Here is a 23,323-nt window from a genome sequence, read left to right as displayed (position 1 = left end):
GTGCAAGGGGGCCACGAACGGTGACGGAGCGCTTCCGGGGAGTCGGTTCCGGCTCCCCCGATACGATCGGGGCCATGTCCGCCGCGCCCGCCGATCCACCCGCCAAGCGGGACACCTACACGCCCGACTCGCTGCTCGCCGTGGCCGCGCGGGTGTTCAACGAGCGCGGCTACGACGGCACGTCGATGGAGCATCTGTCGAAGGCCGCGGGCATCTCCAAGTCCTCCATCTACCACCACGTGCGGGGCAAGGAGGAGCTGCTGCGGCGGGCGATAAGCCGCGCCCTCGACGGCCTCTTCGCCATCCTCGACGAGCCCGCGGCGACGCGCGGCCGCGCCGTGGACCGTCTGGAGCACGTCACCCGGCGCACCACCGAGGTGCTGATGGCCGAACTGCCGTACGTAACGCTGCTGCTGCGGGTGCGGGGCAACACCGGCACCGAGCGCTGGGCGATGGAGCGCCGGCGCGACTTCGACCAGCGGGTGGCGGAACTCGTCAAGGAGGCGGTCGCCGAGGGCGACCTCCGGCCCGACGTGGACGCCCGGCTGGCCACCCGGCTGCTCTTCGGGATGATCAACTCGATCGTCGAGTGGTACCGCCCGGACCGCGCCGGCGGACCGCACACGACCAGCGACGAGGTCGCCGATGCGGTGGTGCGCACGGCGTTCGCGGGGCTGCGCACCCCGACGGCGGGCTGATACGCGGGCAGGGCAGTGGGGCGGGCGGCTTCCGCGTGCCGTACGGAACAACGCAGGGGGAGGAGCCGTATGCACGGCGGGGACGTGGAACGGGCCGTCACGGGGATGCTGGAGGTGCTCGGGCCGCACCGGGACGGCGACTGGTCCGTGCCGGCGGGGTCCCTGCGGTGGAGCTGCCACCGCACCGCGGCGCACGTCGCCCACGACCTGCTGGCCTACGCGGGGCAACTGGCGGGCGGTGCCCGGACCGCCTACCTGCCGTTCGATCTCGTCGTCCGTCCTCGGGCGTCCCCCGGGGACGTGCTCGAGGTCGTCCGGGCGGCCGGTGGGATCCTCGGCCGCACCCTGGCGGGCGCCGCTCCCCGTGACCGCGCATGGCACTGGGGCCCCTGCGACGCCGAGGGGTTCGCCGCGATGGGAGTGGCGGAGACGCTGCTGCACACCGTCGACATCACCCGCGGCCTGGGCGTGCCCTGGACGCCGCCCGCGGACCTCTGCGAGGACGTCCTCCGCCGGCTCTTCCCCGAAGCGCCCGCCGGCGCTCCGGTGCCGGTGCTGCTGTGGTGCACGGGCAGGGGTGAGCTGCCGGGCCGCGTGCGCCGTACGTCGTGGACGTGGCGGGCGGCGGTGGACGACGGCCGGGTCTGAGTCGGCGGGTACGTCCGCCCGGAGTCATCGGCGGCGTTGTGCCACCAGGCCGATCAGCCAGGCGTTCACGAGGGCCGCGCACGCGACGACCATGCAGGAGCCGAGGGGTGAGGAGTCCGGGAGCAGCGCGACGGCGAATCCCAGCGGGGCGGTGGCCAGCACGGGGAAGATCGCCGCGAACGAGGCGTCCTGCTGGTGCACCAGTGAGGCGTCCACGGCTGCCCAGATCAGCAGGGTCAGGACCACCAGCAGGTAGAGGCGCGACGCGCGGTTTCCCGTCGCTGTGGCGAGGGGGCGGCGTGCGGGTGGGGCGGTGGAACGGCCGGTGGTCATGTCCATGCTTGTGTCCGAGGCGCGGGCCGCGAAACCTCACCCGTCCCCGGTGCCGCCGCGGGCCCCGGCGTCCGGATCGAGGTCGGTCTCCTCGAACACCAGCAGCGTGCGGGTGCTGAGGACTTCGGGAATGGCCTGGATGCGGGTCAGGACGAGGTCCCGCAGCGACCGGTTGTCGGTGGTGTGCACCAGGAGGAGGACGTCGAAGTCGCCGCCGACCAGAGCCATGTGTGCGGCTCCCGGCAGCTCCTCCAGCCGTTTCCTCACCGAGCGCCACGAGTCCTGGACGATCTTGAGCGTGATGTAGGCCGAGGTTCCGTGCCCCGCCCGTTCCTGGTCCACGCGGGCGCTGAAGCCGCGGATCACGCCGTCCTCGAGCAGCCGGTTGATCCGCGCGTACGCGTTGGCGCGGGAGACGTGCACCTGTTCCGCGACCGAGCGCACCGAGGCCCGCCCGTCGGCACGGAGCAGGCGCAGGATGTCCCGGTCGACCGCGTCGAGGGGTCGCACAGGCGGCCGGTGTTCGCCGTTGCTCTCGACCATTTGTTCTTCGGGCACGGGCGTTTCCCTCCCCTCCGTGGACATCCTGCCGTCATCGAACGCCCTACTCGACAGTTTGTCCACAGGGTCGGCCCACCCGTAGCCAAAGTGTGTGCGCGACCGAACAATCGGTAGGTGAGGCGTGTCACGCGTCCTGCCGTTTTTCGGCCACTGCTCGATCATCACCCCCTGAGGAGGTGCCCACCATGACGGTCGTGGAGCAGCCCGGTTCCTACCGACTCTCTCCGCCGCCCGCATGGCGTCCGCGGGTGGATCCCGCACCCCTGCTGCCCGACGCCGAGCCGTACCGGCTGCTGGGCACCGACGCCGATCTGGAGAAGGCACCCGGCCGGGACGTGCTGTTCCGGCTGCACCGCGCGCTCGTGCACGGGCGCCGCTACAACGAGCAGGCCACCGCGCTGACCCGGCAGGGCCGTCTGGCCGTCTACCCCTCCTCCACCGGCCAGGAGGCCTGCGAGGTCGGTGCCGCCATGGCGCTGCGGGAGCAGGACTGGCTGTTCCCCAGCTACCGGGACACGCTGGCCGCCGTGGCCCGCGGCCTGGACCCGGTCGAGGTGCTGACGCTGCTGCGCGGCGACTGGCACAGCGGCTGGGACCCACGCGAGGCACGCGTCGCCCCGCTGTCCACACCGCTGGCCACCCAGCTCCCGCACGCCGTGGGCCTGGCCCACGCCGCCCGGCTCAAGGGCGACGACGTGGTCGCGCTGGCCATGGTCGGCGACGGCGGCACCAGCGAGGGCGACTTCCACGAGGCGCTCAACTTCGCCGCGGTCTGGAACGCCCCGGTGGTCTTCCTGGTGCAGAACAACGGCTTCGCGATCTCCGTTCCGCTCGCCAAGCAGACCGCCGCGCCCTCCCTCGCCCACAAGGCGGTCGGCTACGGCATGCCGGGCCGGCTGGTCGACGGCAACGACGCGGTCGCCGTGCACGCCGTGCTCGGCGAGGCGGTGGAGCGGGCCCGCGGCGGTGGCGGACCGACCCTGGTCGAGGCCGTCACCTACCGCATGGAGGCCCACACCAACGCCGACGACGCCACCCGCTACCGCACGGACGGCGAGGTCGACACCTGGCGCGACCACGACCCCGTCCGCCTGCTGGAGCGCGAACTGCGCGACCGCGGGCTGCTGGACGACGCGACCGCGCAGGACGTCGCGGAGGGAGCCGAGACGATGGCCGCCGGGATCCGCGACCGCATGAACGCCGACCCCGAGCTGAACCCCATGGACCTCTTCGCCGAGGTGTACGCGGAGAAGACCTCGCAGCTGCGGGAGCAGGCCGCCCGGCTGCGGGCGGAACTGGACGCGGAGGCCGAGGACGCAGCGACCACCGAGGGGAACGCGTGATGGCAGGCACCGGGACGACGACCGAGAGCCGGGGCGGCGCAGCCGCACAGCCGGCCCGCAAGCCGGCCACCATGGCCCAGGCCCTCAACCGCGCGATGCGCGACGCCCTGGCCGAGGACCCCGCCGTCCACGTGATGGGTGAGGACGTCGGCACGCTCGGCGGCGTCTTCCGCGTCACCGACGGCCTGACGCAGCAGTTCGGCGAGGACCGCTGCACCGACACCCCGCTGGCCGAGGCCGGCATCCTCGGCACCGCCGTGGGCATGGCGATGTACGGGCTGCGACCGGTCGTGGAGATGCAGTTCGACGCGTTCGCCTACCCGTCCTTCGAGCAGCTCGCCTCGCACGTCGCGAAGATGCGCAACCGCACCCGGGGCCGGTTGCCGATGCCCCTCACGATCCGCGTGCCCTACGGCGGCGGCATCGGCGGCGTCGAGCACCACAGCGACTCCTCCGAGGCCTACTACGTCGCCACTCCCGGACTGCACGTCGTCACCCCCGCCACGGTCGCCGACGCCTACGGGCTGCTCCGGGCGGCCATCGCCTCCGACGACCCGGTCGTGTTCATGGAGCCGAAGCGGCTCTACTGGGGCAAGGCGGACTGGAACCCCGAGGCGCCCGAGCAGGTGCCCGGGATCGGCGAGGCCGTGGTGCGCCGCGCCGGCACCTCCGCGACGCTGATCACCTACGGCCCCTCGGTGCCGGTGTGCATGGAGGCCGCCGAGGCGGCGCGCGAGGAGGGCTGGGACCTGGAGGTCGTCGACCTGCGCTCGCTGGTGCCGTTCGACGAGCAGACCGTGGTGGACTCGGTACGGCGCACCGGCCGGGCGGTGGTCGTGCACGAGGCGCAGGGCTTCGCCGGCCCCGGCAGCGAGATCGCCGCACGGGTCGGCGAGCGCTGCTTCCACTACCTTGAGGCACCGGTGCTGCGGGTCGCGGGATTCGACATCCCCTACCCGCCGCCCATGCTGGAGAAGCACCACCTGCCGGGGGTGGACCGCGTCCTGGACGCCGTCGCCCGGCTGCAGTGGGAGAGCGACTGGGTGGAAGGCGGTCGGTGATGGCGGAAGTCCGCGAGTTCGCACTGCCCGACCTCGGTGAGGGGCTCACCGAGGCGACCATCACCGCGTGGATGGTCGGCGTCGGCGAGGTCGTCGCCGTCGATCAGCCCGTGGTCGAGGTGGAGACGGCCAAGGCCATGGTCGAGGTCCCCTGCCCCTATGGCGGTGTCGTCACCGCCCGCTTCGGGGCCGAGGGCGACGAGGTGCCCGTCGGCGCCCCGCTCGTCACCGTCGCCGTCGGCGCCACCTCCGCACAGGAGGCCACGGCCGCACCGGCGGGAGGCGCCGCGGCCGAACAGGCCGAGGGCGGCGCCGAGGACGAGGGCTCCGGGAACGTGCTCGTCGGCTACGGCACGCAGGCGCCGACGGCGCGTCGCCGCCGTCGGCTGCGGGGCGGCGTGGGCGCGCCCGCGGCGCCCGCCCCCACCGCGGGCAACGGTCTCCGGGGCGTCGGCGGCGAGGCCACCGGCGGCTCCCGCCCGCAGGGTGTGGGACCGCAGGGCGAGAGCGGTGCCGGGGCGGCGGTGCGCGGTCACGAACGCGGTGTCGCCGCGGGGCCCCGTCACGACCGTGCGGACCGTCCCGCCGCCGGCACGGACGGCCCGCCGCGCCCGCGCGCCACAGTGGCCGTCATCTCGCCGCTCGTCCGCCGCCTGGCACGCGAGAACGGCATCGACCTGCGGGATGTCACCGGATCCGGTCCGGACGGCCTCATCCTGCGCGGTGACGTCGAGCGCGTCGTCGGCCGCATGCCCGAGCGCGAACCGGGCGCCGTCGGCGAGGAGACCTGGGAGGGAGGCCCTGCGGCCCCCGTCCCGGCGGCACCCGCCGCGTCACGCGTGCCGCTGCGGGGCCTGCGCGGCGCCGTCGCCGAGAAGATGTCCCGCAGCCGCCGGGAGATCCCCGAGGCCACGGCGTGGGTGGACGCCGACGCGACGGAGCTGCTCGCCGCGCGGCGCGCCATGAACGCCGCAGGGGCGCCGAAGATCTCCCTGCTGGCGCTCCTGGGCCGCATCACGACGGCGGCCCTCGCCCGGTACCCGGAGCTGAACTCCACGGTCGACCTGGAGGCACGCGAGGTCGTGCACCTGCCGGCCGTGCACCTCGGGTTCGCCGCGCAGACCGACCGCGGCCTGGTCGTGCCCGTGGTGCGGGACGCCCACACCCTCGGCGCCGAGGGGCTGTCCCGCGAGATGTCCCGCCTCACGGAATCGGCACGGGCCGGGACCCTCGCCCCGGCCGAGCTGACGGGCGGCACGTTCACCCTCAACAACTACGGCGTGTTCGGCGTCGACGGGTCCACGCCGATCATCAACCACCCGGAAGCGGCGATGCTCGGCGTCGGCCGCATCGTCGACAAGCCGTGGGCGGTCGACGGCGAACTGGCCGTGCGCAAGGTGGTCCAGCTGTCCTTCACCTTCGACCACCGGGTGTGCGACGGCGGGACGGCCGGCGGATTCCTCCGGTACGTCGCGGACTGCGTGGAGCAGCCGGCGGTGCTGCTGCGTACGCTCTGACCGTGCCTCAACCGCCTCCGCCGTCGCCCGCCCCGCAGCGTTCCGGGGCGGGCGACGGCCGTTTCGACGCGCTCGTCCTCGCCGGGGGCCGCGCACGGCGCCTGGGAGGTGCCGACAAGCCGGGGCTCACGGTCGGTGCGCGCACGCTCCTGGACCGGGTGCTGTCCGCCTGCGGGGAGGCGGGGCGGACCGTCGTGGTCGGGCCGCGGCGGCCCACGTACCGGCCGGTGTCGTGGGCGCTGGAGTCGCCGCGCGGAGGCGGGCCGCTCGCGGCGCTCGCCGCGGGGCTGGAGCAGGTCGGGCGGGGCCGGGTGCTGGTCGCCTCCGCCGACCTGCCCTTCGTGCGGCGGGCGACCGTCCGGGCGCTGTCGGCAGCGGCCGAGGCGGAGGACTGCGACGGAGCCGTGGTCCACGACGGCCGCGACCAGCCGCTGCTGGCGGTCTACGCCGCCGAGCCGCTGCGCCGCGAACTGGCACTGCTGTACGCCGAGCACGGCACGCTGGCCCACCTGCCGGTGCGACTGCTGCTGCCCGGACTGCGGCTGCGCCGCGTGACCTCCGCCGACGCGCTGGACTGCGACACCTGGGACGACCTGGCCGGTGCACGGTCCCGGATCAGGGACCATGGCACCGTGCTGGACGAATGGACCGCCGCGCTCAAGGCGGAACTCGGTATCGAACTCGACGTCGACACGGTCGCCCTGCTCGATCTCGCGCGGGACGCCGCCCACCAGGTGGCGCGCCCGGCCGCCCCGCTGACCACGTTCCTGGTCGGCTACGCGGCCGCGGCCCGCGGCGACGCCTCGCCGGAGGCGGTGTCGGAGGCCGCACGCAAGGCGGTGGAGCTGGCCCGGCGGTGGGAAGCGGAGCAGGGAACGGACACCGAATGAGCGGCCGGAACGGCCCGCCGGACGAACTCGACGCCGCGCTCCACCTCGCCAACGGGGAACGGGACGGCAGCCCGCGGGCCGGCGCCTGCGCCCACTGCCCTGCGCGCGACGGGGCCGCGCCCGCCGTGCCGCCCTCGCCGACCTCGCCGACCTCGCCCGCGGACGAGGAGGCGGACGAGGAGGCGGACGGGGGGACTGCCGCCGTACCGGACGGGGAGGCCGCGGACGACGGCCTGCTCCCCGGGTGGCTGACCGGTCGGGCACACCCGGACGGGCCGGACGGCGAGCCACCGCCTCCCCGGGCACCGGAACAGGACGGCGCCGGGCCGCTCGACACGCGCCGGGAGCAGAACGGCGGTGCGGACCCGCTCGACGACCTCGCCGCGCCCTGGGTGCCGCCCGAGCGGCACCGCACCCCCGCGGCCTCCCGGACCGCCGAGGAGGAGCACCCTCCCGGTTCCGGCGGGAGGGCTGCCCCGCAGGACGCGTCGCCCGCCGTCGTGCCCGGGCAGGACCGCACGCGCGCTGCGCCGGCACCCGCGCCCCCGGCGGAGCGGCAGGCGCCCGGCGCGCAGCGGCCGGCCGCGCCGCCGCCCGGCCACGCGACCTGGGACGGCGCGCGCCGCGCCGCCGCCCGGGCGGCCGGTGCCGCACCGGCCGTCTCCGTGCCGCTGGACCGGGCGGCGGGCGGGGTGCTCGCCGCTCCGGTCGAGGCGCTCGCAGACCTGCCGTCCTTCGACACGGCCGCCATGGACGGCTGGGCCGTCGCCGGTCCCGGCCCGTGGGAGACGGTCGGTCCGCCGCACGACCCGGGGGTGCTCGCCGGGGCCGCGGACCCGGCGCCCCTTCCCGACGGTTGTGCCGTGCGCATCGCCACCGGCGCCCGGATGCCGGTGGGGGCGACCGCGGTCCTCCGCAGCGAGTACGCCGTGCCGCACGGCGGGAGGCTGCGCCGGGCCTCGGAGGCCCCCGGAACGGAAGGCGGCACCGATGTCCGCCCGCGCGGTCAGGAGTGCCAGGCCGGGGACCGCCTGCTGCCGGCCGGCACGCCGGTCACCCCGCCCGTGCTCGGCCTGGCGGCCGCGGCCGGGTACGACCGGCTGACCGTCACGCCGCGGCCGCGCGCCGAGGTGCTGGTCCTCGGCGACGAACTGCTGCCCGCGGGCCTGCCGTCCGAGGGCCGTATCCGGGACGCGCTGGGACCGATGGTCGGCCCCTGGTTGGCCGCGCTCGGCGCCGAGGTGCTCGCGACCCGGCGGATCGGGGACGACGCGGAGGCGCTGCACGAGGCGCTCACCACCTCGACCGCCGACCTGGTCGTCACGACCGGCGGCACCGCCCACGGCCCGGTGGACCACCTCAGGCCGACGCTGCGGCGCCTCGACGCCGAGCTGCTCGTCGACGGGGTGGAGGTGCGGCCCGGGCACCCGATGCTGCTGGCCGCACTCTCCGGCGGGCAGACGGGCCGGCACGTCGTCGGGCTGCCCGGCAACCCGCTGGCCGCGGTCTCCGGTCTCCTCACGCTGGCCGAACCCCTGTTGCGGACCCGTGCCGGGCTGCCCGAGCCGGAACCGGTACGGGCCACGCTGACCGCGGCGGTCGCGGGCCACCCTCGTGACACCCGCCTGGTGCCCGTCGTGCGCAGTGCCGACGGGGCGGGGGCGACGCCGCTGCGTTGGCGGGGACCTGCCATGCTGCGGGGCGTGGCGGCGGCCTGCGCGCTCGCTGCCGTTCCGCCCGGTGGCGCCGCCGCGGGCACGTCCGTACGTCTGCTGGAGTTGCCCTGGTGAAGGCCGTCACCCTCGCGAAGGCCCCGCGGGATCCCGCGGAACGGCCGGTGCTGCTGCCGCGCTCGACCATAGGCCCGCTGCGGCAGGTGGGCCGCCGCCTGCTCGCGGCGCTCGCGGTGCTGTGGGCCACCGTGCTCATCGTCTACCTGGACCGGGACGGCTACTCCGACGCCGCGGACGGCACGGTCACCTTCCTCGACGCCGTCTACTACACGACGGTCACGCTCTCCACGACCGGATACGGCGACATCGCGCCGGTCAGCGACGGCGCCCGCATCGTCAACGTCCTGATCATCACGCCCCTCCGCATCACCTTCCTCATCATCCTCGTGGGCACCACATTGGAGGTGCTCACCGAGCGCACCCGCGAACAGTGGCGCCAGAAGCGCTGGAGGACCCACTTGCGCGACCACACCGTCGTCGTCGGCTTCGGCACCAAGGGCCGGTCGGCCGTCGAGACCCTGCTGTCCACCGGGATGGGCCGCGAACGCATCGTGCTCATCGACTCGGCGCACCACATCATCAAGATCGCCACCGAGGAGGGGTTCGCGGGCGTGGTCGGCGACGCCACCCGCAGCGACGTGCTCGCCCGCGCGGAAGTGCGCCGGGCCAAGCAGATCGTGGTGGCCCCGCAGCGCGACGACACCGCCGTCCTGGTGACCCTGACGGCCCGCCAGCTGAACCGGCGGTTGCGGATCGTGGCCGCGGTGCGGGAGGAGGAGAACGCACCGCTGCTGCGGCAGTCCGGAGCCGACGCGGTGATCACCAGCGCGAGTGCCGCGGGGCGCCTGCTGGGGCTGTCCATGCTCAGCCCCAACGCCAGCTCGGTGATGGAGGACCTCATCCAGCAGGGCAGCGGGCTCAGCCTCAACGAGCGTCCCGTCACCAAGAAGGAGGCGGGCCGCTCGCCGCGCGAGTGCGAGGACCTCGTCGTCAGCGTCGTGCGCGGGCACCGGCTGCTCGGCTACGACGATCCGGAGGCCGCCAGCCTCCAGCTGACGGACCGGGTGGTCGTCATCCACCGCTCGCTCGCCGCACAGCAGAACCACGAGTAGCGGCCCGCTGCCGTCCACGACCGGCCCGGCCGGAACGCCTCGCCCCGGCCGGGCCCGGCGACGGCTGTAGCGTCGGGGCCATGCATGCGATCACGATTCCCGAACCGGGCGGCCCCGAGGCGCTGGTGTGGAGCGAGGTACCCGACCCCGAGCCGGGCGAGGGCGAGGTCCTGGTCGAGGTGGCGGCGGCCGGCGTCAACCGGGCCGACCTGCTGCAGCGTCAGGGGCTCTACGATCCGCCGGCCGGGGAGTCGCCCTACCCGGGCCTGGAGTGCTCCGGGCGGATCGCCGCCGTGGGGCCCGGCGTATCGGGCTGGGCGGTGGGCGACGCCGTGTGCGCCCTGCTGGCGGGCGGCGGATACGCCGAGAAGGTCGTGGTGCCCTCCGGCCAACTCCTTCCGGTGCCGCGGGGACTCGACGCGGTGAGTGCCGCGGCGCTGCCCGAGGTGACCTGCACCGTCTGGTCGAACGTCTTCATGGTGGCGCACCTGCGCCCGGGCGAGACCCTGCTCGTGCACGGGGGTGCCAGCGGTATCGGCACCATGGCCGTCCAGCTGGCGAAGGCGGTGGGGGCGCGCGTCGCGGTCACCGCCGGGAGCCGCGCCAAACTCGAGCGCTGCGCGGAGCTGGGCGCGGACATCCTGGTGAACTACCGCGAGCAGGATTTCGTCGAGGAGCTGCGGAACGCGACGGACGGCCACGGGGCCGACGTCGTCCTCGACATCGTCGGAGCGAAGTACCTGGGCTCCAACGTCCGGGTGCTCGCGCCCAACGGCCGCCTGGCGATCATCGGCCTGCAGGGCGGGGTGAAGGGCGAGCTGAACCTCGCGGCACTGCTCGCGAAGCGCGGTGCCGTCACGGCGACCTCGCTGCGCGGCCGTCCCGCGTCCGAGAAGGCGGCGATCGTCGCCGCCGTCCGCGAGCACGTGTGGCCGCTGCTCGACGACGGCCGGGTGCGTCCCGTGCTGGACCGTACGGTGCCGATGGCCGAGGCCGCGCGCGCCCACCGGGTGCTGGAGGAGAGCAGCCACGTCGGCAAGGTCGTCCTCACCGTGTGAGCCGGGCCGGGGCTCCGGGGCGCGGGCCCGCCGGGGCTCCGGCGGTCTGACGGGCAGTCACCGAGATGCCGACCCCGGTTGTCCGTGTGACGCTGGTCACTCGGGGAAGTCAGACGGGTGTGAGGGAGGCAGCATGCGGTCCGGCCACACGTCTCTCGGCCTGGCGGGGGTCCCGCTGCTCGGCTGTGCGCTCCTCGTGCTGCTCCCGGGTGCGGACGTCGCGGCGGCCGCACCAGGCCCGCGCGCGGTGCCCGCGCCCGTTCCGTGCACCGGGGTGCCGCACCCCGGGAGCACCGCCGGTTCCTTCCCTGGCGCGGAGGGTGACGACGACGGGTGGGAGGCCCGTCGTACGCCCGCCCCGCAGCCGGATCGGGGCCCGGCACGGGAACCGGACGCGGAAGCCGTCCCGGAGGCGGGTGTGGCCGAGCCGGCCGGCGCGGTGCAGCCCTGGAGTCCCGCGCCCGTCGCGCCGCGGGACGCCACCCGCGACGGCACGGAGCGGACCGGCACGGAGCGGACCGGCACGGAACCGAGCGAGCCGGCGGAGGGCGGAGGACGGGCCGCGCTCCACGACGAAGGGGCCGCACCGGCCGGTGCACGGGCCTCGGCCGGGCCCGTCGTGCCCGTGCTGTCGCTGGGTGCCGGATTCGCCTCGTTGGGGCTCGGGCTGGCGTTCCTGGCGCTCCGCATGCGTCGGGGCTGATCCCGCCGCGGCGACCGACGGCCGGCGTGCAGAATGGGGATATGACACAGCCGAGCAATGAACGGTCGCAGGAGAGCCCGCACGTCCTGGTGGTCGGCCCGGACGGCATGGCTCTCGGCAGTGCCTCTCCCAAGGGAGGCGACGGGGAGTCCGACGAGCAGGCTGAGGTCCCGGTCACGGAGATGGTCGAGCAGCCCGCGAAGGTCATGCGGATCGGCAGCATGATCAAGCAGCTGCTGGAGGAGGTGAAGGCCGCCCCGCTCGACGAGGCGAGCCGGGTGAGGCTCCGGGAGATCCACGCCGGATCGGTGAAGGAGCTCGAGGACGGCCTCGCCCCCGAACTGATCGAGGAACTGGAGCGGCTCTCGCTGCCCTTCACCGAGGACGCCGTCCCCAGCGAGGCCGAGTTGCGCATCGCGCAGGCCCAGCTCGTCGGCTGGCTGGAGGGCCTCTTCCACGGCATCCAGACGGCACTGTTCGCCCAGCAGATGGCGGCGCGGTCGCAGTTGGAGCAGATGCGCCGTGCACTGCCGCCCGGCGCGATGCCGGAGGAGGACCTCGCCGACCCGGGAGCCGGCCGCTCCGGCGGCCCGTACCTCTGACGTACCCGACCACACGCGGGGCCGGGCACCACACGCGTGCCCGGCCCCGCGTGTGGTGCGTCAGTCCTTCGGCATGCCCGTCGAGACGGTGAGGTCGATGTCGTCGCTGTCCGGGTCGAACGCGTCGTACTCGTTGGGGCTCTGGTCCAGGACCATGTTCTTCCCCCAGACGTTCTCGTCCTCGTACGTCACCTTGCCGAGCTCCCAGCCCGCCTTGTCGAGGCACTCCTTGACGGAGTCGAAGGTGTTGAACGTGAGGCCCGGCATGTTCAGCTTGTCCTCGTCGGTATAGCTGTCCCGTGCTTCCGTGCACTCCGTGGCCTCGACGGTCCGCGAAGTGTCCTCCGGCTTGAAACCGTCGACGTCCGAGCCGTCCTGCGTGGGCTCGCCGCCTCCGCCGCCGGTGCCGGATTCCCGTGACTGGACGGGAGAGGGAGCCGACGTGGTCCCCCGGGCCTCCGGATCGCTCTTGCTGCCGCCGTTGATCAGGCTCACCGCGATGACGATCACGACGACCACGACCACCGCGGCGATCGTCGAACCGATGACGACCCCGTTGCTGCTCTTGCCGCCCCGGCTCTGCACCGGCGGCCCGCCGGGGCGGCCCATCCCGTACGGCGGGGGAGTGTTCGCGCCCTGCTGCGCGTACGGCGCCGGTGCCGGGGTGCTGAAGCCGGGCTGCCCCATGGGGCCGGTGGGCGGCGGGGTGGAGGGGCCGTAACCGGCCGCGTACTGGCCGGCGAAGGGCGGCTGCGCCGAGCCCGGGGGCGGCGGCGGGGTGCTGCCGTCCCCGACCGGCGGGAAGACGGCCTGTCCGACCCCCGCTCCACTCGGGGCGGGCCCGTTGCCCACGATGACGGGTGCGGCACCACCGGAGGTGCCGGAGTTGCGGAGCCGGTCGCACTCCTCGTGCATCGCCTCGGCGCTCGGGAACCGGTCGTCGGGGTTCTTCCTGAGCGTCCGGGCCACCAGCGCGTCCACGGCCGGGGACACCGCACGGTTGACGGTGGACGGTGCCACCGCCTCCTCCTGCACGTGCGCGTACGCGATCGCCAGCGGCGAGTCCGCGTCGAACGGCAGCCGGCCGGTGAGCAGTTCGAAGAGCAGGATGCCCACCGAGTACAGGTCCGAGCGGGCGTCCACGCCGCGTCCCAGCGCCTGCTCCGGGGAGAGGTACTGCGGAGTACCGACGACCATGCCGGTCTGCGTCATCGACGTCACACCGGACTGCATGGCCCGCGCGATGCCGAAGTCCATGACCTTGACCACACCGCGTTTGGTGACCATCACGTTTCCGGGCTTGATGTCGCGGTGCACCAGGCCCAGTTCGTGGCTGACCTCCAGGGCCGCCAGCACGTCACCGGTGATCTTCAGGGCCTTGTCGGCGGGCATCGCCCCGAACTGTGCGATGTCCTCGTCCAGGACCGTGCGCAGCGGCTTGCCCTCGACGTACTCCATGACGATGTACGGAACGGGCGCCCCGTCGATCTCGTCCTCACCGGAGTCGAAGACCGAGACGATGTTGGTGTGCGTCAGCTTGGCGACGGACTGCGCCTCGCGGCGGAACCGCTCGCGGAAGGACTGCTCCCGCCCCAGATCGGTGTGGAGGGTCTTGACCGCGACCTGCCGGTCCAGCACCGAGTCGTAGGCGAGGTAGACGGAGGCCATGCCGCCCTCGCCGAGCAGGCTCTGCAGCTGGAACCGTCCGTTGCCGACCGCTCGGCCGACGTACTGGGCCGACTGCGCGCCGTCGTCGCTCATCTGCCTGCTCCCCCTTGGCGGCGCTGCGCCGTGTGGACGTCCCTGCGACCGGATGCCCCGCGGACCTCCGCCGTGCCGTGACCTGCTCCCGGGTCAGTCTGCCCAAGGGCCCCTTCACGTCAAGGGTGTTGCCCGTTCCGTGACCCGATGCGCATCCGGTCGGCACCATGCCGGGACATGGCCGTGTCAAGCATCCCACCCCGCCGGACCCTGCTCCGCCCCGGGGTGCGGCATTCCCCGCCGGATGTCCCCGGACGGACTTGCCAGCCCGCCGCCGCAGCCGCTTGTATGGCCATTCCGCTCTGTCATGGCCCCGGGCCGGAGGTTGTAGCCTCCACCCCGGGGGATGGGCAGTACGACCGCGTCACCCGCGGACCGATCGACGGCGAGGACACATGGCAGATTCGCAAGCCGCTGGCGGCTCCCCGGAGCCCCGTGCGACGGGCGGCTCCGGGCCCGACTCGCCGGAGTCCTGGGGCAACAACGGACTGGTCGGCGACGGCCGCTACCGCCTCACCCGCCGCCTCGGACGCGGCGGCATGGCGGAGGTGTACGCCGCGGAGGACGTACGCCTGGGGCGCACCGTCGCGGTGAAGCTGCTGCGCTCCGACCTCGCCGAGGATCCGGTGTCCAAGGCGCGCTTCACGCGCGAGGCGCAGTCGGTCGCGGGACTCAACCACCACGCGGTGGTCGCCGTCTACGACTCCGGAGAGGAGACCGTCGGCGGCAACGTCGTGCCGTACATCGTGATGGAGCTGGTCGAGGGCCGCACCATCCGCGAGCTGCTCATGGGCGAGACGGCTCCCCCGCCCGACCAGGCGCTGATCATCGTCTCCGGCGTGCTGGAGGCCCTCGCCTACAGCCACCAGCACGGCATCGTGCACCGCGACATCAAGCCGGCCAACGTCATCATCACCCACGAGGGCGCCGTGAAGGTGATGGACTTCGGCATCGCGCGCGCCCTGCACGGCGCGTCCAACACGATGACGCAGACCGGCATGGTGATGGGCACGCCGCAGTACCTCTCCCCGGAGCAGGCGCTCGGCAAGACCGTCGACACCCGGTCCGATCTGTACGCCACCGGCTGCCTGCTGTACGAGCTGCTGACACTGCGGCCCCCGTTCACCGGGGAGACGCCGCTGTCCGTGGTGTACCAGCACGTGCAGGACGACCCGGTGCTACCGTCCCGCGCCTTCGACGGGGTGCCGCCGGAGCTCGACGGACTGGTCATGCGCTCCCTGGCCAAGGAGCCGGACGACCGCTTCCAGACCGCGGAGGAGATGCGCGGGCTGGTGCAGTACGGCCTGCGGATGCTCCAGGAGCAGGGCGGCCACACCGGAGGCCTGTGGAACACCGGCGCGGTGGGCGCGGCCGCCATGGGGGCCACCCCGGCGGCCGGTGCCCCCGGAGCGGCCGGCGGCGGCGACACCCCGACACGCATGGGACCGCCGCTGCTCATGGGGCCCCCGGACCGCGACGACGGCGGTTTCGAGGGCGGCCCGCGGAACGGTGGCGGCGGTGGCAACGGTGCGAAGTACGCGCTCGTCGCCTTCCTCGCGGTGCTCGCGATCGCCGCGGGCGTCTTCTTCGCGCTCCGGGCGGGCGACGAGGGCGACGGCACTCCCGGCCCCGTGCCCTCCTCCTCCACCTCTTCCGACAGCACCTCCCGCGAGCCCACGGGCGAGGACAGCGGGACCGGGGGTCAGGGTTCGACCGGCGGCGACACCTTCACGCCCAGCGAGGAGCCCTCGCCCACCGAGGAGTCGCCGTCGCCGTCGCCGAGCGACACCACCGAGCCGACCACCGAAGCACCCTCCCCCACCCCGACGGACGGCACCGTCGGCGGCGGGGGCGGCGACCCCACGGACGGCGGGACGAGTACGGGCGGCGAGACCGGCGACACCAGCAGCACCCCCACGGGCGGCGCCACCGAGGGCAGCGGCGAGGCCGCCTCGGGGGCGTCGACGGGCACCGGCTCCGGAGGCACCGACGGCGGGGACACCGCCTGACCGCCGCCTCCGCGGCTGCCCCGCCCGCTCCGGCTCCCGCCGGTCCGTCAGTGCTGCTCGCTGCGGGCGCGCAGCCGGGCGACGTAGGCGGCGGCCTGCGAGCGCCGTTCCATGCCCAGCTTCGCCAGCAGGCCGGACACGTAGTTCTTGATGGTCTTCTCCGCGAGGTGGAGCTGCTCCCCGATGGCCCGGTTGGTCATGCCCTCGCCGATGAGGTCCAGGATGCGCCGTTCCTGGTCGGAGAGCCGTGACAGGAGTGCGTCGCCGCTGGTCCGGCCCGGCTCCGAGCCGTTGCGCAACCGGTCGAGGACCCGCTGGGTGGCGGTCGGGTCCAGCAGCGAGCGGCCCGCGGCCACGTCCCGCACCGCGGTGATCAGCTCCGAGCCGCGGATGCCCTTCAGCACGTAGCCCGAGGCTCCGGCCAGGATCGCGTTGAAGTGTGCCTCCTCGTCGGAGTAGGAGGTGAGCATCAGGCACCGCACGTGCGCGTCGCGGGACCGGATCTCGCGGCACACCTCGACGCCGTCGCCGTCGGGGAGCCGGACGTCGAGGACCGCCACGTCGGGCCGGACGGCGGGCAGCCGGATCAGCGCCTCGGCGGCCGTACCGGCCTCGCCGATCACCTCGATGTCGTCCTCGACCGCGAGCATGTCGTGCACGCCGCGCCGGACGACCTCGTGGTCGTCGAGCAGGAATACGGTGATTTTTCCTTTTTCGTGCACGCAGTCAGTCTCACACACCGATACGGCCTTGTGCTCTGCCGACCCTTCCCGTCCACCGGGGGTGCGGGTTAACGTGCGTTTGTCCCGTGAGCTTGCGAAGCTGTGACCAGCGCTGCCCCGACGCCAGGTGATTTTACTTGGAAATCCAAGGAAAATCGCAGGTCAGGGGCCTTCGCTCACGCTGGAGGTGCTGGGTAACTTGTCTTCAGCGGGCTGTCGGACGGGACAGACGTCACCGCTCGGTTCCGTCCGCGCCGCACCCAACCCCGTGCGCCGCATCGGTATCGGGCGAGCCGCACTGGCTGCCCGGCGGACCCCGGGGGCCGGACAGACGGAGGAGCACACGTGACCGTGGAAGGCACTGCCGCGCGCTCGAAGACGACGCGCCGCAGCGGCGGCACCGGTAAGCGCGCGAGCGCGGCCAGGAAGAAGACGGCCGCCGCCGCGAAGACCGAGCCGCAGCTCGTACAGCTGCTGACCCCCGAGGGCGAGCGGGTGGAGCACCCGGACTACGCCATCGACCTGACATCCGAGGAGCTGCGCGGGCTGTACCGCGACATGGTGCTGACCCGGAGATTCGACGGCGAGGCCACCGCCCTGCAGCGCCAGGGCGAGCTCGGCCTGTGGCCCTCGCTGCTCGGCCAGGAAGCCGCGCAGATCGGATCCGGCCGCGCCCTGCGCGGGGACGACTACGTCTTCCCCACCTACCGCGAGCACGGCGTCGCCTGGTGCCGGGGTGTCGAACCCTCGAAGCTGCTCGGCATGTTCCGCGGCGTGAACAACGGCGGCTGGGACCCGAACAGCAACAACTTCCACCTCTACACCATCGTGATCGGCTCGCAGGCGCTGCACGCCACGGGCTACGCGATGGGTGTCGCCAAGGACGGCGCGGACTCGGCGGTGATCGCCTACTTCGGCGACGGCGCGTCCAGCCAGGGCGACGTGGCGGAGGCCTTCACCTTCTCGGCGGTCTACAACGCCCCGGTGGTGTTCTTCTGCCAGAACAACCAGTGGGCGATCTCGGAGCCCACCGAGCGGCAGTCCCGCGTCCCGATCTACCAGCGTGCCCAGGGCTTCGGCTTCCCGGGCGTCCGCGTGGACGGCAACGACGTCCTCGCCTGCCTGGCGGTCACGCGGGCCGCGCTGGAGAAGGTCCGCACCGGTGACGGTCCGATGCTGGTCGAGGCGTTCACCTACCGCATGGGTGCGCACACCACCTCCGACGACCCCACCCGCTACCGGCAGGACGACGAGCTGGCGGCCTGGGAGGCCAAGGACCCGATCCTCCGGCTGCGCACGTACCTGGAGAACGAGAAGATCGTCGACGCGGACTTCCTCGCCGCGGTCGACGAGGAGGCCGACCGTCTCGCCAAGCAGCTCCGCGAGGACGTGCGGGCCATGCCGGATCCGGATCCGATGGCGATGTTCGAGCACACCTACGCCGACGGCCACGCGTTGGTGGACGAGGAGCGCGAGCAGTTCGCGCAGTACCTGGCGTCCTTCGCCGACGAGACCGACACCGCTGCGGCCGGGAAGGGCGACTGAGACATGGCCACCACCAAGATGCCCATCGCCAAGGCGCTCAACGAGTCCCTGCGCAGGTCGATGGAGGACAATTCCAAGGTCCTCGTCATGGGCGAGGACGTCGGCAAGCTCGGCGGCGTCTTCCGCATCACCGACGGGCTCCAGAAGGACTTCGGCGAGGAGCGGGTCATCGACACCCCGCTCGCCGAGTCCGGGATCATCGGCACCGCCATCGGTCTCGCGCTGCGCGGCTACCGTCCGGTCGCGGAGATCCAGTTCGACGGCTTCGTCTTCCCCGCGTACGACCAGATCGTCACTCAGCTCGCGAAGATGCACGCCCGCGCCCTGGGCAAGGTCCGGCTTCCGGTCGTCATCCGCATCCCCTACGCCGGCGGCATCGGCGCGGTCGAGCACCACAGCGAGTCGCCGGAGGCGCTGTTCGCGCACGTCGCCGGCCTCAAGTGCGTCTCCCCGTCGAACGCCTCGGACGCCTACTGGATGATGCAGCAGGCCATCGAGTCCGACGACCCGGTGATCTTCTTCGAGCCCAAGCGGCGCTACTGGGAGAAGGGCGAGGTCGACACCGAGGCCATCCCGGATCCGCTGCACTCCGCGCGCGTCGCGCGGCAGGGCACCGACCTCACCCTCGCCGCCTACGGGCCGATGGTGAAGACCTGCCTGGAGGCCGCCTCGGCCGCCGAGGAGGAGGGCAAGTCCCTCGAGGTCGTCGACATGCGTTCGATGTCCCCGATCGACTTCGACACCCTGCAGCAGTCCGTGGAGCGGACCCGCCGCCTGGTCGTGGTGCACGAGGCACCGGTCTTCCTCGGCACCGGGTCCGAGGTGGCCGCACGGATCACCGAGCGCTGCTTCTACCACTTGGAGGCGCCGGTGCTGCGCGTCGGCGGCTTCCACGCGCCGTACCCGCCCGCCCGGCTGGAAGAGGAGTACCTGCCGGGGCTGGACCGGGTGCTCGACGCCGTCGACCGCGCACTGGCGTACTGAGGGACCGAGGAGAGTCGTGACGATGACGAGTACGCAGTCCAGGTTCCGTGAGTTCAAGATGCCCGACGTGGGCGAAGGGCTCACCGAGGCCGAGATCCTCAAGTGGTACGTCCAGCCCGGCGACAACGTCGCCGACGGCCAGGTCGTCTGCGAGGTGGAGACCGCGAAGGCCGCCGTCGAGCTGCCGATCCCCTTCGACGGCGCGGTGGCCGACCTGCGCTTCGACGAGGGCACGACGGTCGACGTCGGCACGGTGATCATCACCGTCGACACCGACCCGTCGGCCGGACCGGCCGAGGGCGGGGCCGCCCCCGCCGCCGAACCGGCTCCGGAGAGCAGCGGCGGTCAGGAAGGCGGCGAGGGGGAGAAGCGGCAGGCCGTGCTGGTCGGCTACGGCGTGTCCACCTCCTCGACCAAGCGCCGCCCCCGGAAGCAGCAGAACGGCGGAACCGCCGCACAGCAGGCCCTGCAGGCCGAGATGAACGGGGCGGCTCCGCCCCCCGCCGAGCCCGCCGAGCCCGCCGCGGCGAGCGGCGGCCCGGTCGTCCGGAACGGCGCGGCGGCCCCCGCCCAGGACAGGCCGCTGGCGAAGCCTCCGGTCCGCAAGCTGGCCAAGGACCTGGGCATCGACCTGGCCACCGTGGTTCCGACCGGTCGCGACGGCATCATCACCCGCGACGACGTGCACGCGGCGGCCTCCGCCACCGCCGGGTCCCCGGCCCCGCAGGCCGCCGAGGCCCCGGCTGCCGCCGCGCCGGCCGTGGAACCCGGCGCCCGGGAGACCCGCATCCCGGTCAAGGGCGTGCGGAAGGCCACCGCGGCCGCGATGGTGGGCAGCGCGTTCACCGCCCCGCACGTCACCGAGTTCGTGCAGGTCGACGTCACCCGCACCATGAAGCTCGTGCAGGAGCTCAAGCAGGACCCGGACATGGCCGGCCTGCGGGTCAACCCGATGCTCATGGTCGCGCGGGCGTTCCTGCTGGCCATCCGCCGCAACCCGGAGGTCAACGCCTCCTGGGACGAGGCGAACCAGGAGATCGTCCGGAAGCACTACGTGAACCTGGGCATCGCCGCGGCCACCCCGCGGGGGCTGATCGTGCCGAACATCAAGGACGCGCACGCCAAGACCCTCCCGGAGCTGGCCACCTCGCTCTCCGACCTGGTGGGCACCGCCCGCGAGGGCAGGACCGCCCCGGCCGACATGCAGGGCGGCACGGTGACCATCACCAACGTCGGCGTCTTCGGCGTCGACACGGGCACGCCCATTCTCAACCCGGGCGAGTCCGCGATTCTCGCGTTCGGTGCGGTCCGCGACATGCCGTGGGTGCACAAGGGCAAGGTCAAGCCGCGCAAGGTGACCACCCTGGCGCTCTCCTTCGACCACCGTCTGGTGGACGGCGAGCTGGGGTCCAAGGTGCTTGCCGACATCGCGGCGGTCCTGGAACGTCCCAAGAGGCTCATCACCTGGGCCTGACCGCCTCGTTCAGCGGCCTCTCCCGCCCGCGCCGGCCTCCGTCCCGCACGGAGTCCGGCGCGGGCGGCGCCGTTCCACGGGCCGTCGGCCGCCCGTTCCGTGCCCGGATGCAGCCGCTGCTCCGCCGCGCGACGATGGAAGGGAACGCGACGCGTTCATGAGGAGGTGCGCCATGTCGGATACTCACTGGAACGTGGACGTCGCCGTCACCGAGGACGGCCGGGAGACGCGCTGCCGGGCGCGGCTCAGCGGCCGTGAGGGAACGGCCATGATCGGTGAAGGGGTCGCCCGGGCCAATCCGGCCGACGAGAACGTCGCGGCGATCGGCGACGAACTCGCTGCCGCCCGCGCCTTGTCGGACCTCTCCCACCAGTTGCTCAACACGGCGGCCCGGGACATCGAGTCCCGGACGCACACCCCGGTGCAGGGTCTGCGGGCCTGAGTCCCGGAGGGCGACCGGCGCCGGTCTCCGGCCTCCCCGGGAGCGGCAGGCGGTGCGTGGAGGACCGCCGTCCGCCATGCGGACCGGGGACACCCACGCATCCCTGTTGTATCTAAGATGTGTGCATGCCCTCCTCCGTCCGCACCGGCGCCGCCTCCCCGACTCCGCAGCCACCCGCCGCCGAGCGGGTGTACACGCACGTCAAACAGGCAGTCCTGGAGCGCCGTTACGAAGGCGGCATGCTCCTGACCGAGGGAGAACTGGCCGACGCGGTCGGGGTCTCCCGCACTCCCGTCCGAGAAGCGCTGCTGCGCCTCGAGGTCGAGGGCCTGCTGAAGCTCTACCCCAAGAAGGGTGCGCTGGTCCTGCCGGTCTCCGCGCAGGAGATCGCCGACGTCGTCGAAACCCGGCTGCTGGTCGAGGAGCACGCCGTGCGCCGGGCGGCCGGGGCGACGCCGGCGGGCCTGATCGAGGGCCTGGAGGCGCTGCTGTCCCGGCAGCAGGAGGAGGCCGACGCGAGTCGGCTCGCCGACGCCGCCGTGAGCGACCGCTGCTTCCACGCCGAGATCGTCCGTGCCACCGGCAACGCCATCCTGGTCCGCCTCTACGACCAGCTCCGCGACCGCCAACTGCGGATGGGCGTCGCCGTCATGCACGCCCACCCCGACCGCATCGCCAAGAACATCACCGAACACGGCGAGATCCTCGCCGCGCTGCGCTCCGGCGACGCGGAGGCGGCGGCAGCCGCGGTGCACCGCCACGTCGGCCGCGTCCGCACCCTGGTGCACGGTGATGTCCGGTGACGCACTCACCCGCGCCGGAGCCGGAGTCCGCTCCCGCTCCCGAACCCCCCGGTGGCCGGCGGGCCGTGGCGATGTGGATGGTCGGCGTCGCGGTCTACTTCGTCGCCGTCACCTTCCGCACCAGTCTGGGCGTGGCCGGACTGGACGCCGCGGAACGCTTCGAGGTCACCGCCTCCGCACTCTCGACGTTCTCCCTGCTGCAACTGCTGGTCTACGCCGGCATGCAGATCCCCGTCGGCCTCCTCGTCGACCGCTGGGGCACCCGCCGCGTGCTCATCGCCGGTGCGCTGCTGTTCACCACCGGACAGCTCGGCTTCGCACTGGCGGGGAGCTACCCGGTCGCCCTGGCCTGCCGTGCCCTCCTCGGCTGCGGCGACGCGCTCACCTTCATCAGCGTGCTGCGGCTGGGCAACCGCTGGTTCCCCGCCCGACGGAGCCCGCTCGTGGCGCAGCTCGCCGGACTCGTCGGGATGTCCGGCAGCCTCGTCACCACTCTCGTGCTCGCCCGCGTCCTCAGCGCCTTCGGCTGGACGGCGACCTTCGCGGGCAGCGCCGCCGCCGGCGCGCTCGTCCTGCTGCTCGTCGTGCTGTTCCTGCGGGACCACCCGGAAGGCTTCGCGCCCGCGACCGTCCGGCACGCCGGCGCCGCCTCCGTCCGCCGCCAGACCGCCGCCGCGTGGCGCGAACCCGGCACCCGGCTCGGCATGTGGGTGCACTTCACCACGCAGTTCCCCGCGATGGTCTTCCTGCTGCTGTGGGGCATGCCGTTCCTCGTCCAGGACCAGGGCCTGGACCGGACGGAGGCAGGCGGCCTGCTCACCCTGGTCGTCGCCAGCAACCTGGGCATCGGCCTCGGCTACGGCCAGCTCCTCGCCCGCCACCACGCCGCCCGCATGCCGCTCGCGCTCGGCACCGTGGCCGCCACCACCGTCCTGTGGGCCGCGGCCCTCCACTGGCCGGGGGCAACGCCCGCTCCGGTGCTGATCGCCCTCTGCGTGGTGCTCGGGGCCTGCGGCCCGGCCTCCATGATCGGCTTCGACTTCGCGCGGCCCGCCAACCCGCCGGAACGCCAGGGCACCGCCTCCGGCATCGTGAACATCGGCGGCTTCACCGCCTCCATGACCACGCTGCTCGCCGTCGGGGTGCTGCTCGACCTGACCGGCGACGACTTCCCGTCCGCGCTGTCGGTGGTGTTCGTGCTGCAGGCGTTCGGTGTCTGCCAGATCCTGCGCCTGCGGGGCCGCGCCCACCGCAGGGAGCGCGAACGCGTGGTCGCCAGCCGGGTCGAGACCGTGCACGTGCCGGCCTGACCCGGAGGCGCCCG

Annotated in this window: 22 protein-coding genes; 18 read left to right on the top strand and 4 right to left on the bottom strand. The window is 73.6% G+C overall.

Going from position 1 to position 23,323, the window contains the following annotated elements; genetic code table 11:
• Window positions 1-74: 74 nt before the first annotated feature.
• Window positions 75-698 carry a TetR/AcrR family transcriptional regulator gene (locus tag ACL06G_RS00910; protein WP_412784754.1) on the top strand — a complete coding sequence of 208 codons (624 nt, stop codon included), beginning with the start codon at window positions 75-77 and terminating at the stop codon, window positions 696-698.
• 69 nt (window positions 699-767) lie between these two features.
• The gene (locus tag ACL06G_RS00905; protein ID WP_412835179.1) at window positions 768-1,346 is read left to right on the top strand and encodes a maleylpyruvate isomerase N-terminal domain-containing protein; all 579 of its coding nucleotides are present in this window, start codon (window positions 768-770) and stop codon (window positions 1,344-1,346) included.
• A 24-nt stretch (window positions 1,347-1,370) separates the two neighbouring features.
• Here ACL06G_RS00905 and ACL06G_RS00900 read toward each other — a convergent pair whose 3' ends face one another.
• Window positions 1,371-1,679, bottom strand: coding sequence for an SCO4225 family membrane protein (locus ACL06G_RS00900; RefSeq protein WP_412784755.1), 309 nt, complete (start codon window positions 1,677-1,679; stop codon window positions 1,371-1,373).
• A 36-nt stretch (window positions 1,680-1,715) separates the two neighbouring features.
• Complete coding sequence (locus ACL06G_RS00895) at window positions 1,716-2,237, bottom strand: Lrp/AsnC family transcriptional regulator (RefSeq protein WP_412835178.1); 522 nt, start codon at window positions 2,235-2,237, stop codon at window positions 1,716-1,718.
• Between the two features lie 188 nt (window positions 2,238-2,425).
• Between ACL06G_RS00895 and pdhA (ACL06G_RS00890) the strand changes: the two genes are divergently transcribed.
• From pdhA (ACL06G_RS00890) to ACL06G_RS00850, 9 genes are all read left to right on the top strand, one after another.
• A complete protein-coding gene (gene pdhA / locus ACL06G_RS00890) occupies window positions 2,426-3,583 on the top strand; it encodes a pyruvate dehydrogenase (acetyl-transferring) E1 component subunit alpha (RefSeq protein ID WP_412784757.1) in 1,158 nt (385 codons plus the stop codon).
• A complete protein-coding gene (locus tag ACL06G_RS00885) occupies window positions 3,583-4,644 on the top strand; it encodes an alpha-ketoacid dehydrogenase subunit beta (protein ID WP_412784758.1) in 1,062 nt (353 codons plus the stop codon). Before pdhA (ACL06G_RS00890) ends, ACL06G_RS00885 begins: the two co-directional genes overlap by 1 nt.
• A complete protein-coding gene (locus ACL06G_RS00880; protein ID WP_412835177.1) occupies window positions 4,644-6,161 on the top strand; it encodes a dihydrolipoamide acetyltransferase family protein in 1,518 nt (505 codons plus the stop codon). Before ACL06G_RS00885 ends, ACL06G_RS00880 begins: the two co-directional genes overlap by 1 nt.
• Window positions 6,162-6,163: 2 nt before the next feature.
• A complete protein-coding gene (locus ACL06G_RS00875; protein WP_412835176.1) occupies window positions 6,164-7,051 on the top strand; it encodes an NTP transferase domain-containing protein in 888 nt (295 codons plus the stop codon).
• Complete coding sequence (locus tag ACL06G_RS00870) at window positions 7,048-8,841, top strand: molybdopterin molybdotransferase MoeA (RefSeq protein WP_412835175.1); 1,794 nt, start codon at window positions 7,048-7,050, stop codon at window positions 8,839-8,841. The genes ACL06G_RS00875 and ACL06G_RS00870 overlap by 4 nt, the downstream gene beginning before the upstream one ends.
• Window positions 8,835-9,896 (top strand): potassium channel family protein, encoded by a 1,062-nt coding sequence (locus ACL06G_RS00865; RefSeq protein ID WP_412784906.1) that lies wholly within the window; start codon window positions 8,835-8,837, stop codon window positions 9,894-9,896. The genes ACL06G_RS00870 and ACL06G_RS00865 overlap by 7 nt, the downstream gene beginning before the upstream one ends.
• 80 nt (window positions 9,897-9,976) lie before the next feature.
• Window positions 9,977-10,954: an NAD(P)H-quinone oxidoreductase gene (locus ACL06G_RS00860; RefSeq protein ID WP_412784760.1), complete on the top strand. Its 978-nt coding sequence runs from the start codon at window positions 9,977-9,979 to the stop codon at window positions 10,952-10,954.
• Between the two features lie 133 nt (window positions 10,955-11,087).
• Complete coding sequence (locus tag ACL06G_RS00855; RefSeq protein ID WP_412784761.1) at window positions 11,088-11,657, top strand: hypothetical protein; 570 nt, start codon at window positions 11,088-11,090, stop codon at window positions 11,655-11,657.
• A 41-nt stretch (window positions 11,658-11,698) separates the two neighbouring features.
• Window positions 11,699-12,259 (top strand): bacterial proteasome activator family protein, encoded by a 561-nt coding sequence (locus ACL06G_RS00850; RefSeq protein ID WP_412784762.1) that lies wholly within the window; start codon window positions 11,699-11,701, stop codon window positions 12,257-12,259.
• 60 nt (window positions 12,260-12,319) lie between these two features.
• Here ACL06G_RS00850 and ACL06G_RS00845 read toward each other — a convergent pair whose 3' ends face one another.
• Window positions 12,320-14,020, bottom strand: coding sequence for a protein kinase domain-containing protein (locus ACL06G_RS00845; protein WP_412784763.1), 1,701 nt, complete (start codon window positions 14,018-14,020; stop codon window positions 12,320-12,322).
• Between the two features lie 395 nt (window positions 14,021-14,415).
• Here ACL06G_RS00845 and ACL06G_RS00840 point away from each other — a divergent pair, with 395 nt between their 5' ends.
• A complete protein-coding gene (locus tag ACL06G_RS00840; protein ID WP_412784764.1) occupies window positions 14,416-16,029 on the top strand; it encodes a protein kinase domain-containing protein in 1,614 nt (537 codons plus the stop codon).
• A gap of 47 nt (window positions 16,030-16,076) precedes the next feature.
• Here the strand turns inward: ACL06G_RS00840 and ACL06G_RS00835 are convergent, their stop codons facing one another.
• Window positions 16,077-16,751, bottom strand: coding sequence for a response regulator (locus tag ACL06G_RS00835; RefSeq protein WP_412835174.1), 675 nt, complete (start codon window positions 16,749-16,751; stop codon window positions 16,077-16,079).
• Window positions 16,752-17,096: 345 nt separating this feature from the next.
• On the opposite strand from ACL06G_RS00835, the gene pdhA (ACL06G_RS00830) reads away from it, so the two are divergent.
• The 6 genes from pdhA (ACL06G_RS00830) to ACL06G_RS00805 all read left to right on the top strand — a co-directional run bounded on the left by pdhA (ACL06G_RS00830) (window position 17,097) and on the right by ACL06G_RS00805 (window position 23,309).
• The gene (pdhA, locus tag ACL06G_RS00830) at window positions 17,097-18,296 is read left to right on the top strand and encodes a pyruvate dehydrogenase (acetyl-transferring) E1 component subunit alpha (RefSeq protein ID WP_412784766.1); all 1,200 of its coding nucleotides are present in this window, start codon (window positions 17,097-17,099) and stop codon (window positions 18,294-18,296) included.
• A gap of 3 nt (window positions 18,297-18,299) precedes the next feature.
• Complete coding sequence (locus ACL06G_RS00825) at window positions 18,300-19,280, top strand: alpha-ketoacid dehydrogenase subunit beta (RefSeq protein ID WP_412784767.1); 981 nt, start codon at window positions 18,300-18,302, stop codon at window positions 19,278-19,280.
• Between the two features lie 22 nt (window positions 19,281-19,302).
• Window positions 19,303-20,754, top strand: a complete 1,452-nt coding sequence (locus tag ACL06G_RS00820) for a dihydrolipoamide acetyltransferase family protein (RefSeq protein ID WP_412835173.1) — start codon at window positions 19,303-19,305, stop codon at window positions 20,752-20,754.
• 172 nt (window positions 20,755-20,926) lie between these two features.
• Window positions 20,927-21,196: a DUF1876 domain-containing protein gene (locus ACL06G_RS00815; protein WP_412784769.1), complete on the top strand. Its 270-nt coding sequence runs from the start codon at window positions 20,927-20,929 to the stop codon at window positions 21,194-21,196.
• A gap of 125 nt (window positions 21,197-21,321) precedes the next feature.
• Window positions 21,322-21,999, top strand: coding sequence for a GntR family transcriptional regulator (locus ACL06G_RS00810; RefSeq protein ID WP_412784770.1), 678 nt, complete (start codon window positions 21,322-21,324; stop codon window positions 21,997-21,999).
• Between the two features lie 71 nt (window positions 22,000-22,070).
• Entirely contained in the window at window positions 22,071-23,309 is a 1,239-nt protein-coding gene (locus tag ACL06G_RS00805) for an MFS transporter (RefSeq protein WP_412784907.1), read from the top strand.
• Window positions 23,310-23,323: the final 14 nt, after the last annotated feature.

It is taken from the genome of Streptomyces callyspongiae (assembly GCF_047200695.1).
Classification (GTDB): Bacteria; Actinomycetota; Actinomycetes; order Streptomycetales; family Streptomycetaceae; genus Streptomyces.
The sequence above is the reverse complement of the archived record's forward strand: the minus strand, read 5'-3'. Positions and strand labels throughout refer to the sequence as shown.

Bases quoted from the DNA above. Each gene is read 5' to 3' on its own strand.
- ACL06G_RS00910 (WP_412784754.1), top strand. From the start codon at position 75: ATGTCCGCCGCGCCCGCCGATCCACCCGCCAAGCGGGACACCTACACG.
- ACL06G_RS00905 (WP_412835179.1), top strand. From the start codon at position 768: ATGCACGGCGGGGACGTGGAACGGGCCGTCACGGGGATGCTGGAGGTG.
- ACL06G_RS00900 (WP_412784755.1), bottom strand. From the start codon at position 1,679: ATGACCACCGGCCGTTCCACCGCCCCACCCGCACGCCGCCCCCTCGCC.
- pdhA (WP_412784757.1), top strand. From the start codon at position 2,426: ATGACGGTCGTGGAGCAGCCCGGTTCCTACCGACTCTCTCCGCCGCCC.
- ACL06G_RS00885 (WP_412784758.1), top strand. From the start codon at position 3,583: ATGGCAGGCACCGGGACGACGACCGAGAGCCGGGGCGGCGCAGCCGCA.
- ACL06G_RS00880 (WP_412835177.1), top strand. From the start codon at position 4,644: ATGGCGGAAGTCCGCGAGTTCGCACTGCCCGACCTCGGTGAGGGGCTC.
- ACL06G_RS00870 (WP_412835175.1), top strand. From the start codon at position 7,048: ATGAGCGGCCGGAACGGCCCGCCGGACGAACTCGACGCCGCGCTCCAC.
- ACL06G_RS00860 (WP_412784760.1), top strand. From the start codon at position 9,977: ATGCATGCGATCACGATTCCCGAACCGGGCGGCCCCGAGGCGCTGGTG.
- ACL06G_RS00855 (WP_412784761.1), top strand. From the start codon at position 11,088: ATGCGGTCCGGCCACACGTCTCTCGGCCTGGCGGGGGTCCCGCTGCTC.
- ACL06G_RS00850 (WP_412784762.1), top strand. From the start codon at position 11,699: ATGACACAGCCGAGCAATGAACGGTCGCAGGAGAGCCCGCACGTCCTG.
- ACL06G_RS00845 (WP_412784763.1), bottom strand. From the start codon at position 14,020: ATGAGCGACGACGGCGCGCAGTCGGCCCAGTACGTCGGCCGAGCGGTC.
- ACL06G_RS00840 (WP_412784764.1), top strand. From the start codon at position 14,416: ATGGCAGATTCGCAAGCCGCTGGCGGCTCCCCGGAGCCCCGTGCGACG.
- ACL06G_RS00825 (WP_412784767.1), top strand. From the start codon at position 18,300: ATGGCCACCACCAAGATGCCCATCGCCAAGGCGCTCAACGAGTCCCTG.
- ACL06G_RS00820 (WP_412835173.1), top strand. From the start codon at position 19,303: ATGACGAGTACGCAGTCCAGGTTCCGTGAGTTCAAGATGCCCGACGTG.
- ACL06G_RS00815 (WP_412784769.1), top strand. From the start codon at position 20,927: ATGTCGGATACTCACTGGAACGTGGACGTCGCCGTCACCGAGGACGGC.
- ACL06G_RS00810 (WP_412784770.1), top strand. From the start codon at position 21,322: ATGCCCTCCTCCGTCCGCACCGGCGCCGCCTCCCCGACTCCGCAGCCA.
- ACL06G_RS00805 (WP_412784907.1), top strand. From the start codon at position 22,071: ATGTGGATGGTCGGCGTCGCGGTCTACTTCGTCGCCGTCACCTTCCGC.